Genomic DNA, 12,448 nt, shown 5'->3' on the forward strand with positions numbered 1-12,448 from the left:
TCGGCGAGTCAGGCTCCGTCGACGATCTGCAGGAGCAGCCGGTGCAGCTCGGCGCGGTCGTGTTCGTCCGCGCCGCCGGTGACGATCGGCTCGATGGCGTCGACCTTCGGGCGCAGGTCCGCGAGCGCTTCGGCGCCGTCCGGAGTGACATGCAGCGACTTGCTGCGCGCATCGTCGGCGGACGCGGTCCTGGCGAGCAGGCCCCGCCGCACCATCCGCGCCACGAGGTCGGCGATCGTCGACCGGTCGAGGCCGAGGGTCGCACCGAGCCGCGCCTGACTCGCACCTGGCTCGCGTGAGACGACGTGCAGCGCCGCGTACTGCACGCTCGAGATCGTGGTCGACACGTGCGCGTTCCACGCCGCCTGGTGCACCTGCTGTGCGCGCCGGAGGAGGTGACCGGTGTGGGTGAGGAGGCGGGAGTCGATGGTGCTCATGACGCCGGCCTGCCAGTCGCGACCGGGCGGAAGAACGCGCGCTCGAAGAACGCGACGAGCTCTTCTGTCGCCTCGAGCGGCAGCACCTGTGCGATGTACTGATCGGGCCGCACCAGCACGAGAGCGCCGCGTTCGCGATCGATGCCGCGCATCGCGTAGATGTCTCCGGCGCCTGGCACGAACGCCTTGTGGTGATCGGTCAGCCCGAGCCTGCCGGCACGCGGTGCGAGCAACGGGGGCACGTTCGACGCGTCGGCGTCGTGCAGGTCGCGCTGCAGCACGCCGCGCACGTCGAGGATCGCGTCGACGTCGAGTCCCGCGCCGTAGCGCCGGATGGGGGAGCCGTCGCCTGCTGCGAGCCACTCGCACAGCGCATTCATCCGGTGCTCACCCGCATCGGCGAACAGATACGCACGCCACCGGCCATCGGCGGTGTGGCAGTGGCCGAGCTGCATCGGCCGCCCGTCGCCGACGCGCACGACGGGCGCGGAATGGAACCTCTCGCCGACGATCAGACCCGTCGCGAGCTCCTGGTGCGCATCGGTGCCGGTGAGGGGAGAGTGCTCCGGCGCGTAGCGTGCGGCGACGCCTGCCGTGTAGCGCCCCTGCTGCGTGAAGTACGCGGCCAGCTCGTCGGGGTCGATGCCGCCGCGCTCCGGATGATCCGGATCCGCCGCCGGCGCGGCGATCATCTCCGACCATTCCTTGTCGAAGTCGATCAGCTCCTGCGCGATCGGCCGGCGCTCGGCATCGTAGGTCTCGAGGAGCTGCGGATCGGCCCGCCCCTCCAAGACCGCTGCGAGCTTCCAGCCGAGGTTGAAGCCGTCCTGCATCGACACGTTCATGCCCTGCCCCGCCTTCGCGGAGTGCGTGTGGCACGCGTCACCCGTGATGAACACGCGCGGGTCGACGCCAGCGCGGCCGACCGCGTCGTCGAAGCCGTCGGCGATCCGCTGGGCTACCTCGTACACGCTGAACCACACTGTCTCGGCGGCCTCGATCGAATACGGCTGCAGGATCCGCCCGGCCACCGCGAGCACGTCCTCCGCCGTCTTCGAACGGATGTCGCCGCGATCGGCTTCGGTCACGGTGCCGAGATCGACGTAGAGGCGCACCAGGTGCCCGCCCTCGCGCGGGATCGACAGCAGGGAGCCGTGCCCGTCCGACTGCACAGCGTTCTTGAACCGGAAGTCGGGGAAGTCGGTGATCGGCATGATGTCCATCACGCCCCATGCATGGTTCGTGCGGTCACCGGAGAGCGTGCGATCGATCGCCCCGCGGACATCGCTGCGAGCGCCGTCGGCTCCGATGACATAGCGGGCCCGGATGACACGCGCCTCGCCGCTCGGAACGCCTCTGAGCGCGACCTCGACCGGATGGGAGCGCGAGTCGTCACGGGTCAGGCCGATGAACTCCCAGCCGTGGTCGACGCCGAGCCGGGTCGGCGCCTTCGCCATCGCGCCGCGCAGATGGTCGTGGATGCGGGCCTGGTTCAGGATGATGTGCGGCATCTCGCTGAGGTCGTCGGCGACGTCCTGCACGCGATCGGCTCTGCGGATCTGCGAACGGGCATCCGGATCCGGCCGCCAGAAGTGCACCTCGGTGACCCAGGCGCCCTCGTCGATCATCTGCCCGGCGAGGCCGAACGCCTGGAACATCTCGAGGGAGCGGCAGGCGACGCCGTCGGCCTGGCCGAGCTGCAACGGCTCGGGTCGGCGCTCGATGACGGCCGTCGAGATCGCCGGGAACTGCGCGAGCTGCGCGGCGGCGACCAGTCCGGCCGGCCCTGACCCGACGACCAGCACGTCGACCTCGTCGGGGAGACCGCTGCGCGGGGGAGCCGTCGCCGGGCGAACGGCGGGATCGCCGGGGTGGAACCCGTCTCGGTAGTACTCCATGCCGGACTCTTTCGTTGGGGTACGAACAGAATATGGTACGTACCCCAACGAACGCAAGGAGCAATATCGCGGGCGCCGGTGTTCGGATGCGGAACGGCCCTCGGCTTCGTGTGAAGCCGAGGGCCGTTCCGGAAGGTGGTCGTCACGCGTTGATGTCGACGTCCTTGGTCTCCTTGCCGAGGAGCAATGCGACCAGGGTGAGTACACCGGCGGCCGACATGTACAGGCCCACCAACCACGGGTTGCCGTCGCCGACGCTCCACAGCCAGATGGCGATCAGCGGAGCGACCGATGCGCCGAGGATCGAGGAGACGTTGTACGCCACGGCTGATCCGGTGTAGCGCACCGATGTCGGGAACAGCTCAGGCAGCAGCGCGCCCATCGGGCCGAACGTCATGCCCATCAGTGTGAACCCGAAGATCAGGAACGTCTGCGTGAGAGCCCCGGTGAACTGCGCGCTGTCGTGCGGCATCAGGAAGACCGTGTACACCAGGCCGAGCGCGATGATGCCGCAGGTCACCCAGATCAGCAGTCTGCGGCGGCCGATCTGGTCGGCGAGGGGACCGGAGATGAGGGTGAAGATGCCGAAGAACACCACCCCGAAGATCTGCATCAGCACGAAGTCGGTGCGCGCGAAACCGAGCCCCGGCACGTCGGCATCGGCGGCCGTGGTGCCGTACGAGAGCGTGAAGTTCGTCATCAGGTAGAACAGCACGTAGGTGGCGAGCATGAAGAACGTGCCCAGGATGAGCTGCCACCAGTGCTTGGCGAACACGTGTCCGAGCGGTGCCTTCTTGATGTCGCCCTTCTTCTCGGCGCGCTGGAACGCGTCGGACTCGACGAGCTTCAGCCGCACCCACAGGCCGACGACGACCATCACGGCCGAGAACAGGAACGGGATGCGCCATCCCCAGGAGAGGAAGGCGTCTTCGACGTTGGCGGCGTCGCCGGGGAGAGCGTAGTTCAGCACGAGGAACAGCAGGTTCGCGATGATGAAGCCGATCGGAGCACCCAGCTGCGGGAAGGTGCCGTACAGCGCGCGTTTGCCCTCGGGCGCGTTCTCGGTCGCCACCAGGGCGGCGCCGGACCACTCGCCGCCGAGCGCGAAGCCCTGGGCGAGACGCAGCACCAGCAGCAGTCCGGCGGCCCACAGCCCGATCGCGTCGTACGTCGGCAACAGGCCGATGAGGAACGTCGCGATGCCCATCGTCAGCAGCGATGCTACAAGCGTGGACTTGCGGCCGAACTTGTCGCCGAAGTGGCCGTACACGATTGCGCCGATCGGACGGGCGACCATTGCTGCGCCGAACACAGCGAACGACGACAGCAGGCCGGCGGTCGGGCTGAACTCGGGGAAGAACAGGTGCGGGAAGACGAGGGCGGCGGCGGTGGCGTACGCGTAGAAGTCGTAGAACTCCACCGTCGTGCCGACGAGGCTTGCGGCGATCACGCGGCCGCGGGAGTTGAGCGGCTTCGAAGCCGCCTGAGTGGTGCTGGTCATGAGCTGCCTTAGCAATGATGCGGATGAAAGGCAGGCCGGAAGGTGGGGTCTGCTCCGTCGGCTCCGGAGTCGGCTCGACGGGTCGCGCCGCGCCGCCCCGTGAGCGGTGTGCGGCGTCGTGGCCGGGCACAATCGACGATTCTATACCCGTGGATGCACCCGTCGGGCTCTCACGCGGGCAGCGGAGCGCGAATCGCTCAGCGCCACATCACAGCGAGACCGGCGTTGACCAGCACCAGCGCGCCGATCAGCCAGAACGTCCACACCGGCAGCGGCTTGTCCTTCTTCGCACGTGCGCTGGAGATTCCCATCAGCGCGCCGATGACGATGAGCACGATGAGCTTCGTGCCGATCTTCGCGTAGTTCATCTCACCGTCGCCCATGCCCCACGGGGCGGCGAGGGCGAGGCCTGCGACCAGGGCGACGACCATGCCGAGGTTCATCACCTTGTTCACCTTGAAGGTGCGCTGCGCGGCCTCGACGAACCAGCTGCCGAACAGGAGCGCGAACCCGATCAGGTGAATGAAAAGGGTGGCGTGCCGCAGAATCTCCATGTTTCTACCCTACGTAGAAATCTGAAGGATTCAAGTCTCGACTGAGTAACGCGCGGCTGCGGGGTCAGCGCGGATCGCGCAGCACCGCGGCGGTGGCCAGTGCGGCCTCGGCCGCTTCTGCACCCTTGTCCTCGTGGGAGTCGGCGAGCCCTGCGCGGTCGAGCCCCTGCTGCTCGTCGTCCGTGGTCAGCACGCCGAAGCCGACGGGCTTGCCGGTGTCGAGCGCAACCCGCGTGAGACCGTCGGTGGCCGCCGAGGACACGTACTCGAAGTGCGGAGTGCCGCCCCGGATGATCACGCCGAGCGCCACGACCGCGTCCGCGCCTCGGTCGAGGGCGGCTTTGGCCACGACGGGCAGCTCGAACGAGCCGGGGACCCGCACGAGCGCATGGGTCGCGCCCGCGGCGTCGAGCGCCCGCTGCGCGCCCGCGATCAGCCCTTCCGAGATCGTCTCGTGCCACGTGCCGGCCACGACGACCACGTTCAGGCCGGTGCCGTCGATCCGGTCGGCCTTCGGTGCTCCCTCAACGCTCATGCGCTCTGGTTCCCTTCGATCTGCTCGCCCTGGTGGGGCTCGTCCTTCATCAGTGCGATGGCGGCGGCGAGCTCGTCCTCGCCGATGATGTGACCCATCCGGTCGCGTTTGGTGGTGAGGTACTGGTGGTTGTTCGGGCCGACGCCCACGATCAGCGGAACCTGCTCGGCGACGTCGATGCCGAACCCGCGCAGCTGGGTGACCTTGTCCGTGTTGTTCGTGAGCAGGCGCACGCTCTTCACGCCGAGGTCGGCGAGGATCCCGGCCGCCGCGGCGTAGTCGCGGGCATCGGCCGGCAGGCCCAGCGCGGTGTTGGCATCGAGTGTGTCGAGCCCCTCCTCCTGCAGCGCGTACGCGCGCAGCTTGTTGATGAGGCCGATGCCTCGCCCCTCGTGCCCTCGCATGTAGATCACGGCGCCGCCGTCGGCGTCGATGCGTTCGAGCGCCGCGTCGAGCTGGGAGCCGCACTCGCATTTCTGCGAGTGGAAGGCCTCACCCGTCAGGCATTCCGAGTGGACGCGCACCAGCGGCGCGTCGACCGCTGACAGATCGCCGGAGACGATCGCCAGGTGGTCGGTGCCGGTCATCCTGTCTTTGTACGCCAGGAAGCGGAAGGTGCCGTGCGCGGTGGGCACGACGGCGTTCGCCCGCAGGCTCACGGCGCGCCGCGTCGGTGCCAGCTCCTCGCCGCTGTCGTCGTGCTCGGCGAGGTGGGCGGCGAGTCTCTCGATCGTGGTGACCGGTACGTCTTCGCGCTGCCCCATCTCGATCAGGCCGGGCAGTCGCATCATGCTGCCGTCGTCGGCGACGATCTCGCCGATCACTCCGACTGGGGCGAGGCCTGCGAGTCGCATCAGGTCGACGGCGGCCTCTGTGTGCCCCGCACGCTCGCGCACGCCGCCGGGGACTGCGCGCAGCGGCAGGATGTGGCCGGGCCGGATGAGGTCGGTCGGCCCGGCGTCCGGATCGGCCAGCACGTTCAGCGTGCGCGCACGATCGTGCGCGCTGATGCCTGTCGTCACACCGGAGGCGGCGTCGACGCTCACGGTGTATGCGGTGCCGCGGGCATCCTCGTTGTGGGTCACCATCGGCGGCAGCTCGAGTCTGTCCGCCCACTCCGACGGCATCGGAGCGCACAGGTAGCCGGAGGTGTATCGCACCGTCCACGCCAGCCACTCCTGCGAGGCGAGCTCGGCCGACAGGATGACGTCGCCCTCGTTCTCTCGGTCCTCGTCGTCGGCGACGATGACGGGGCGGCCCTCGCGCAGCGCGGCCACGGCCTCCTCGATCGAGGCGAGATCGTTCGTGCTCATCGCATGGCTCCAGGGTCGGGAAGGTCGGGGTCTGTCAGTACGGTGTAGTCGGCGGCAGGGACTTCTGTCGTCGCGAACGAGACCGATCCCGGCCGCTGCTCCTCGTCATCCGGCACTGCGGCTTCGGCGTCAGGCTCGCCGCGGTCGAAGGCCAGCAGCCGCTCGACGTGCCGGGCGAGGATGTCGGTCTCGAGGTTGACGCGGTCGCCCGGAACGCGCTCACCGAGGGTCGTCGCCTGCAGCGTCTCGGGGATGAGTGAGACCTCGAACCACGCGGACAGGCCTCCAGGACTGCTCACGGCGCTCACGGTGAGGGAGACGCCGTCGACCGCGATAGAGCCCTTGTCGACCACCAGCGGCGCGAAGCGCGCGGGGAGACCGATCCGGATGACGCTCCACTGCTCGCCATGGGTGACGTTCAGGACGTGACCGGTGCCGTCGATGTGGCCCTGCACGATGTGGCCGCCCAACCGGCCGCCCGCCGTCATCGCCCGCTCCACGTTGACCCGGGCTCCTGGTCGCAGCCCGCCGAGCGTCGACATGTCGAGCGTCTGGCGCATCACGTCTGCGGTGAAGCCGTGCTCGTTGTGCGCCACGACCGTCAGGCACACGCCGCTGATCGAGATCGAATCGCCGTGACCGGCGTCGCTGACGGCCTTCGGAGCATGGACGGACAATCGAACGCCGTCGCCGTGCGGTGCGATCTGGGCGACCTCGCCGAGCTCCTCGATGATTCCCGTGAACATCAGCGTTCTCCCTCTTCTGGTGCGGTATGTGCGGCCGGTGCCGCTGAGCTGTCAGGCCATGCGCGGCGCTCGCGGAAGCGGGTGTCGAACAGGATGTCATCACCGAGCGTCGTGACCGAGTCGATCCGCAGTCGGCGCGCGTCTCCGATCGTGCCGACTCCGATGTCGGTGACCGAGAGGCGATCACCGCCGAGAAGCACGGGGGCGACGTAGGCGAGCAGGCGATCGGCCAGGCCCGCCTCGAGGAACGCACTCGCCAGGGCGGGGCCGCCCTCGACGAAGACGCGGTGCAGCCCGCGGTCGCGCAGGTCGGCGAGCACGGACTGCAGATCGCGGGTGCCGTAGACGATCGGCTCGTGCGGATGGTCGTGCAGCTTGGCTCGGCGGGGAAGCGCGCGGGTGCCGATCACGACGGGCACCGGCTGGTGCTCGGCGAGCTCGCCGTCGATGCGGGCTGTGAGTGCGGGGTCGTCGAACAGTGCCGTGCCCGTGCCGACGATGATCGCATCGGCGGCCGCGCGGTGGCGGTGCACGTCGGCGCGGGCCTCGGGGCCGGTGATCCATTGACTGGTGCCGTCTGCGGCAGCTCCCCGCCCGTCGAGGCTCTGCGCCCACTTCACCGTGACGTGCGGCCGCCCGAGACGGAAGCTGGTGACCCACGCCTCCAGGAATGCAGCGGCTTCGTCGCGGAGCAGGTGCGGCGCCACATCGACGTCGGATGCGGCGAGGCGCTCCGCCCCGCCGCCGGAGGCGACGCCCGGATCGTCGACCGCGTACACGACGCGGGTGATGCCGGCCGCGAGCAGCGCTTCGGCGCACGGGCCGGTGAGGCCGGTGTGGTTGCACGGCTCGAGTGTCACCACGGCCGTCGCGCCGTGGGCTGCGCCGTCCGGAAGGTGCGAGAGCGCGTCGACTTCTGCGTGCGCTGTGCCCGCACCGCGGTGCCAGCCCTCGGCGAGCACGACGCCTGAGGGAGAGAGGATGACGGCGCCGACCTGAGGATTGCGCCCGCGCGGCCCGCGGGCGGCGAGCTCCAGGGCGCGCGCCATCGCCAGGCGCTCCGCCTCGGTGAATGCCATCCGGACCTCCGGTCGTCGATGCGCACCGGGGTCTCGGGCGCGACCCCTCCCGTGAGAGGGGCAACGCCCGTGCTGCCTTCCATCCGGACTACACAGGCTGCGCCTGCATCACCGTCGGTCCCGGAATTCCACCGAGTCAGCCCCGCCTGCTCAGAGCCCGAATGGGCCCTTCGCCGCGGAGGTCGCGGACTGTCACCGCCGGTTCGGATTCTCACCGACCCCGGAGCACGTATTGCTCTGTCAGTCTACCCAACGCGTCGACGGGCGATGTATTCCCCGCACCGGGCAGAGTCGAGATGCGCTATTCCTGGGTGTGATCTCTCGTGTCGGCGAGGAGGCGTTCGAGGTCGTGCTCTTCGTCGCCGATGCCGCTGAGGAGGGTCTGCATGATGAGGCGGGCCCATCCGGATGCCGAGTCGTCGTCGTCTCTGGCTGTTGCTGCCTCGTGGATCAAGGCCATGTAGATGCTCCGCATCCAGGGGATGTCGACATTCCGGCGCAGGAGTCCCGTGTCGCGCGAGCGCTGCAAGAGGGCGTCGAGCTCGGCGATGATGTCGGCGTCGATGCCTTGGGTTCCCTCGTCGACGAGCTGCCAGGCCGCGCGCCAGTCCGCTTTGAGATCGAGCGTCGTCATCGTCAGCTGGTAGAGGGCGACGAGAGGGGGAGCGGTCTCCACGTGCGCGCTGGCGAACGCCTCACGCAGCTTCGCGTTGATCACTGAGACGAGCGCGTCTCGCAGCTCGTCGCGGGAGGAGAAGCGCCTGTGCACGGTTGTGCGAGCGACGCCGGCCGCCGTGGCGATCTCCTCCATGCTCGCGAAGGGATCCGTGGCGAAGACGCGTTCCGCCGCCTCGAGGATGCGAGCCATCGACCTCTCGGCGTCGGCTCGGAGCGGACGCGCGGGTCTATGCGGGAGCGCTGACATACAGGAGATTCTACAGTCCTGTTTCTTGACTTAACTGCAACACTGATGTTTCAGTTAACGGTGGCATATGCCCGACTCAACCTAAGGAGCACCACGATGGACCTTCATATCTCCGGCAAGACAGCTCTCGTAACCGGCGCCAGCAAAGGAATGGGATTGGAGGTGGTGCGCGTGCTGCAGGAGGAGGGCGTGACCGTGGTAGCCGTCTCGCGAACGGTGACACGAGAACTTGCAGAGACCGGCGCGACTGCGCTCGTCGGTGATCTGTCCCAGCCAGATGCTCCTGCTCGGGTCGTGGCTGAGGCACTCGACGCCGTGGGCGGGCTCGACATTCTGGTCAACAACGTCGGCGGTGGCGACGCAGGTGCACCTGGTGCGGGCTTCCTCGATTTCGATGATGCCGCCTGGGCATCCACCATCGAACTCAACCTCCACGCGGCAGTTCGTACGACCCGCGCTGCTCTGCCCGCGCTTCTGGCTTCGCGAGGGGCGGTGGTGAACGTCTCCTCAGACAGCGCGCGCCGACCTCAGACGGCCCCGTTGCCGTATGGTGCCGCAAAGGCCGCGCTCAACGCCGTCACGAAGGGGCTGTCCGAGGAGTTCGGCCCCCAGGGTGTGCGGTTCAACACTGTGACGCCATCCTCCACTCGCACGCAGCTGTGGGAGGGGGAGCAGAGCTTCGGTGCCGACCTCGCGCAGGCGATGAGCGTCACGCAGCAGGAACTGATCGCGGCTCTGCCCTCACAGATGGGAATGATCACCGGCCGTTTCATCGAGCCGCGTGAGATCGCGACCGCGATCGCCTACCTCGTCTCACCGCTCGGGGACAGCGTCCACGGCGCCAACTGGGTCGTCGACGGCGGCGTCTCGAAGGCCGTCTAGCGTCGGAAGGCGACGGACGAAGGTTCTTGCGGCGAGTCGAGGAAGTCCCAGGGCGCGCGAAGCGGCCCCGCCGCACCCGGAGGTGCGGCGGGGCCGCTGAAGGCGTCGCGTTACGAGCGTGCGCCGAGCAGGTGCTCGGTGGCGAGCTGCTGCAGTCGCACGAAGCCGAAGCCCTTGCCGTCGAGATAGGCGTTCGCGTCGAAGTCCTCGTACGCGCGGCGGTCGGCGAGCAGGTCGTCGTAGCTCTCGCCCTCGTTCAGCGTCGGGGTGCGCAGCTCGGCGACCTTGGCGGTGGCGAGCGCCTCCTGCACCTCGGGGTCGGCGCGGAAGGCCTGCGCGCGCTCCTTCAGCAGCAGGTAGGTCTGCATGTTCGCCGAGACCGAGTCCCACACGCCCTGTTCGTCTTCGGTGCGGCTCGGCTTGTAGTCGAAGTGGCGGGGGCCGGTGTAGGCCTGGCCGCCCTCCGGCGCACCGTGCTCGAGCAGGTCGACCAGCGAGAAGGCGTTGTGCAGGTCGCCGTGACCGAAGACGAGGTCCTGGTCGTACTTGATGCTGCGCTGGCCGTTCAGGTCGATGTGGAACAGCTTGCCGTGGTAGAGCGCCTGCGCGATGCCGGCGGTGAAGTTCAGGCCGGCCATCTGCTCGTGACCGACCTCGGGGTTCACGCCGACGAGCTCGGGCCGCTCGAGCGACTCGATGAACGCCAGTGCGTGGCCGAGGGTGGGCAGCAGGATGTCGCCGCGGGGCTCGTTCGGCTTCGGCTCGATGGCGAACCGGATGTCGTATCCCTTGTCGGTGACGTAGTCGCCGAGCAGGTTCACGGCCTCGCGGTAGCGGGAGAGGGCGGCCTGCACGTCCTTGGCGGTGTCGTACTCAGCACCCTCGCGGCCGCCCCACATCACGAAGGTCTTTGCGCCGAGTTCTGCGGCGAGATCGACGTTGCGGAGCACCTTGCGCAGCGCGAAGCGTCGCACGTCGCGGTCGTTGGAGGTGAAGCCGCCGTCCTTGAAGACGGGGGCGCTGAACAGGTTGGTGGTGACCATCGGCACGACGATGCCGGTGTCGGCCATCGCCTGCTTCAGGCGGTCGATCTGCTTCTGACGCTCGGCGTCAGTGGAGCCGAAGGCGAACAGATCGTCGTCGTGGAACGTCAGCCCGTACGCTCCCGCTTCGGCGAGCTTCTCGACCCCGTGCACGACGTCGAGCGCGCTGCGGGTCGGGCCGCCGAACGGGTCGGCGCCGTTGTAGCCGATGGTCCACAGACCGAACGAGAACTTGTCGGCCTTGGTGGGGGTGAGTGTCATGGGGTGTGCCCTTCAGCGTCGTCGGTGAAATGTTGTGGACACGAACTTATCACTTGTGGAGGGGTGGCGCAACGCGTTCGAGCATGCGAAAGGTGGGTGCGGCGAGCGATTTGTTGTCGCTCCAGCGAAAAGGGTTGTGGTCCGCCGCGACTCGCGCTACGCTCGCCGGGACGATCGTCGAAGCGCTTAGACAAACGGGTGAGAAATGGTGACCATCAACGACGTGGCCAAGGCTGCGGGCGTCTCCATCAGCACCGTCTCGTACGCGCTGTCGGGTAAGCGAACGATCTCGGGCGAGACGAAGAGCCGCATCGATGGAGCGATCCGTGAGCTCGGCTACCGTGCGCACGCCGGGGCAAGGATGCTCGCCGGAGCGAAGACGAACATTCTCGCCCTCAGTGCCCCCTTGCACGACGACGGCCACCTCCCGACCCACATGCGCTTCGTCAGTGCCGTCGTGCAGACCGCCCGTGAGTACGACTACGACGTGCTCCTGCTCGCGACTGACGACGAGATCAGCGGCATCCAACGGGTGGCGGCCAGCTCGCTGGTCGACGGCGTCGTGGCGATGGGGGTCTCGGAGCACGATGACCGAGTGGGCCTCGTGCGCGAGCTCGGAGTGTCGTCGTCGTTCATCGGAATCCCCGACGGTGCCGAGGGACTCGCGTGCGTCGACCTCGATTTCGCGGCCACGGCATCCGTTGTCGTCGCTCGCCTCGCTGACGAAGGTCACCGCACAATCGGCGTGATCGGACATCCGCACGGCTATGTCGAACGACGGCAGGGCTTCATGACCCGTTTCGAAGACGGGCTCACCGCAGCGGCCGACGCGCGCGGAGTGCGCATCGTGCGCACGTGGGCGGAGTTGGGGCGCGGATCGGGCGCTCGCGCCGTCGACGCGCTGCTCGACGGCGGCGAGGACGTGTCGGCCATCATCTTCCACTGCAACGAACCCGTCGTCGAAGACGCGGTGCGGCGGCTAGCGGAGCGCGGCGTCGATGTGCCGAAGGACATGTCGCTCGTCGCGGCCGCAGCCAGCTATGACCCGGGTGGGTTCGACGTGCCGCTGAGCGGGGTGACGCTTCCGCTCGAGCGAGTCTGCCGTGTCGCCGTCGAGTCGGCGCTGGCCGCAGACCGGGGCGCGATCGCGGGTGACCCGCTTCTGATCGAACCGGAGTACGTCGATCGGGGGTCCGTGAACCGCGTGAGCAGCTGAGCGCAGCACGACACTCGAATGCCTTTTATCGAAGCGCTTCGATTCCATCACGACGCCA

General features: G+C 68.5%; 12 protein-coding genes. 2 read left to right on the forward strand and 10 right to left on the reverse strand.

Features of this window, described 5'->3' with window-relative positions:
- Nucleotides 1-8: 8 nt before the first annotated feature.
- The 9 genes from CIK77_RS07640 to CIK77_RS07680 form a co-directional block, all read right to left on the reverse strand.
- The gene (locus CIK77_RS07640) at nucleotides 9-437 is read right to left on the reverse strand and encodes a MarR family winged helix-turn-helix transcriptional regulator (RefSeq protein ID WP_087054317.1); all 429 of its coding nucleotides are present in this window, start codon (nucleotides 435-437) and stop codon (nucleotides 9-11) included.
- The gene (locus CIK77_RS07645; protein ID WP_087054316.1) at nucleotides 434-2,335 is read right to left on the reverse strand and encodes an FAD-dependent monooxygenase; all 1,902 of its coding nucleotides are present in this window, start codon (nucleotides 2,333-2,335) and stop codon (nucleotides 434-436) included. Before CIK77_RS07645 ends, CIK77_RS07640 begins: the two co-directional genes overlap by 4 nt.
- A gap of 142 nt (nucleotides 2,336-2,477) precedes the next feature.
- Nucleotides 2,478-3,836: an MFS transporter gene (locus CIK77_RS07650; protein ID WP_087054315.1), complete on the reverse strand. Its 1,359-nt coding sequence runs from the start codon at nucleotides 3,834-3,836 to the stop codon at nucleotides 2,478-2,480.
- Nucleotides 3,837-4,033: 197 nt separating this feature from the next.
- Entirely contained in the window at nucleotides 4,034-4,390 is a 357-nt protein-coding gene (locus CIK77_RS07655) for a Fe-S protein (protein WP_087054314.1), read from the reverse strand.
- Between the two features lie 64 nt (nucleotides 4,391-4,454).
- A complete protein-coding gene (ribH, locus tag CIK77_RS07660; RefSeq protein ID WP_087054313.1) occupies nucleotides 4,455-4,925 on the reverse strand; it encodes a 6,7-dimethyl-8-ribityllumazine synthase in 471 nt (156 codons plus the stop codon).
- On the reverse strand, nucleotides 4,922-6,238 hold the full coding sequence (ribA, locus tag CIK77_RS07665; RefSeq protein ID WP_087054312.1) for a GTP cyclohydrolase II: 1,317 nt from the start codon (nucleotides 6,236-6,238) through the stop codon (nucleotides 4,922-4,924). The genes ribH and ribA overlap by 4 nt, the downstream gene beginning before the upstream one ends.
- Entirely contained in the window at nucleotides 6,235-6,984 is a 750-nt protein-coding gene (locus tag CIK77_RS07670) for a riboflavin synthase (protein ID WP_087054311.1), read from the reverse strand. The genes ribA and CIK77_RS07670 overlap by 4 nt, the downstream gene beginning before the upstream one ends.
- A complete protein-coding gene (gene ribD, locus CIK77_RS07675; protein WP_087054310.1) occupies nucleotides 6,984-8,063 on the reverse strand; it encodes a bifunctional diaminohydroxyphosphoribosylaminopyrimidine deaminase/5-amino-6-(5-phosphoribosylamino)uracil reductase RibD in 1,080 nt (359 codons plus the stop codon). The genes CIK77_RS07670 and ribD overlap by 1 nt, the downstream gene beginning before the upstream one ends.
- Before the next feature lie 301 nt (nucleotides 8,064-8,364).
- Nucleotides 8,365-8,931: a TetR/AcrR family transcriptional regulator gene (locus tag CIK77_RS07680; RefSeq protein ID WP_212647455.1), complete on the reverse strand. Its 567-nt coding sequence runs from the start codon at nucleotides 8,929-8,931 to the stop codon at nucleotides 8,365-8,367.
- A gap of 153 nt (nucleotides 8,932-9,084) precedes the next feature.
- On the opposite strand from CIK77_RS07680, the gene CIK77_RS07685 reads away from it, so the two are divergent.
- Nucleotides 9,085-9,870, forward strand: a complete 786-nt coding sequence (locus CIK77_RS07685; protein WP_087054308.1) for an SDR family NAD(P)-dependent oxidoreductase — start codon at nucleotides 9,085-9,087, stop codon at nucleotides 9,868-9,870.
- A 110-nt stretch (nucleotides 9,871-9,980) separates the two neighbouring features.
- Here the strand turns inward: CIK77_RS07685 and xylA are convergent, their stop codons facing one another.
- A complete protein-coding gene (gene xylA, locus CIK77_RS07690; protein WP_087054307.1) occupies nucleotides 9,981-11,174 on the reverse strand; it encodes a xylose isomerase in 1,194 nt (397 codons plus the stop codon).
- A 205-nt stretch (nucleotides 11,175-11,379) separates the two neighbouring features.
- Here xylA and CIK77_RS07695 point away from each other — a divergent pair, with 205 nt between their 5' ends.
- Nucleotides 11,380-12,390, forward strand: a complete 1,011-nt coding sequence (locus CIK77_RS07695; protein WP_087054306.1) for a LacI family DNA-binding transcriptional regulator — start codon at nucleotides 11,380-11,382, stop codon at nucleotides 12,388-12,390.
- The last annotated feature ends 58 nt before the right edge of the window (nucleotides 12,391-12,448 follow it).

Source organism: Microbacterium sp. JB110, from assembly GCF_003335195.1.
GTDB lineage: Bacteria > Actinomycetota > Actinomycetes > Actinomycetales > Microbacteriaceae > Microbacterium.

Coding starts and splice junctions, on each gene's coding strand:
- CIK77_RS07680 (WP_212647455.1), bottom strand. CDS start 8,931: ATGGCTCGCATCCTCGAGGCGGCGGAACGCGTCTTCGCCACGGATCCC.
- CIK77_RS07670 (WP_087054311.1), bottom strand. CDS start 6,984: ATGTTCACGGGAATCATCGAGGAGCTCGGCGAGGTCGCCCAGATCGCA.
- ribH (WP_087054313.1), bottom strand. CDS start 4,925: ATGAGCGTTGAGGGAGCACCGAAGGCCGACCGGATCGACGGCACCGGC.
- CIK77_RS07645 (WP_087054316.1), bottom strand. CDS start 2,335: ATGGAGTACTACCGAGACGGGTTCCACCCCGGCGATCCCGCCGTTCGC.
- CIK77_RS07695 (WP_087054306.1), top strand. CDS start 11,380: ATGGTGACCATCAACGACGTGGCCAAGGCTGCGGGCGTCTCCATCAGC.
- CIK77_RS07655 (WP_087054314.1), bottom strand. CDS start 4,390: ATGGAGATTCTGCGGCACGCCACCCTTTTCATTCACCTGATCGGGTTC.
- CIK77_RS07650 (WP_087054315.1), bottom strand. CDS start 3,836: ATGACCAGCACCACTCAGGCGGCTTCGAAGCCGCTCAACTCCCGCGGC.
- CIK77_RS07640 (WP_087054317.1), bottom strand. CDS start 437: ATGAGCACCATCGACTCCCGCCTCCTCACCCACACCGGTCACCTCCTC.
- xylA (WP_087054307.1), bottom strand. CDS start 11,174: ATGACACTCACCCCCACCAAGGCCGACAAGTTCTCGTTCGGTCTGTGG.
- ribD (WP_087054310.1), bottom strand. CDS start 8,063: ATGGCATTCACCGAGGCGGAGCGCCTGGCGATGGCGCGCGCCCTGGAG.
- ribA (WP_087054312.1), bottom strand. CDS start 6,238: ATGAGCACGAACGATCTCGCCTCGATCGAGGAGGCCGTGGCCGCGCTG.
- CIK77_RS07685 (WP_087054308.1), top strand. CDS start 9,085: ATGGACCTTCATATCTCCGGCAAGACAGCTCTCGTAACCGGCGCCAGC.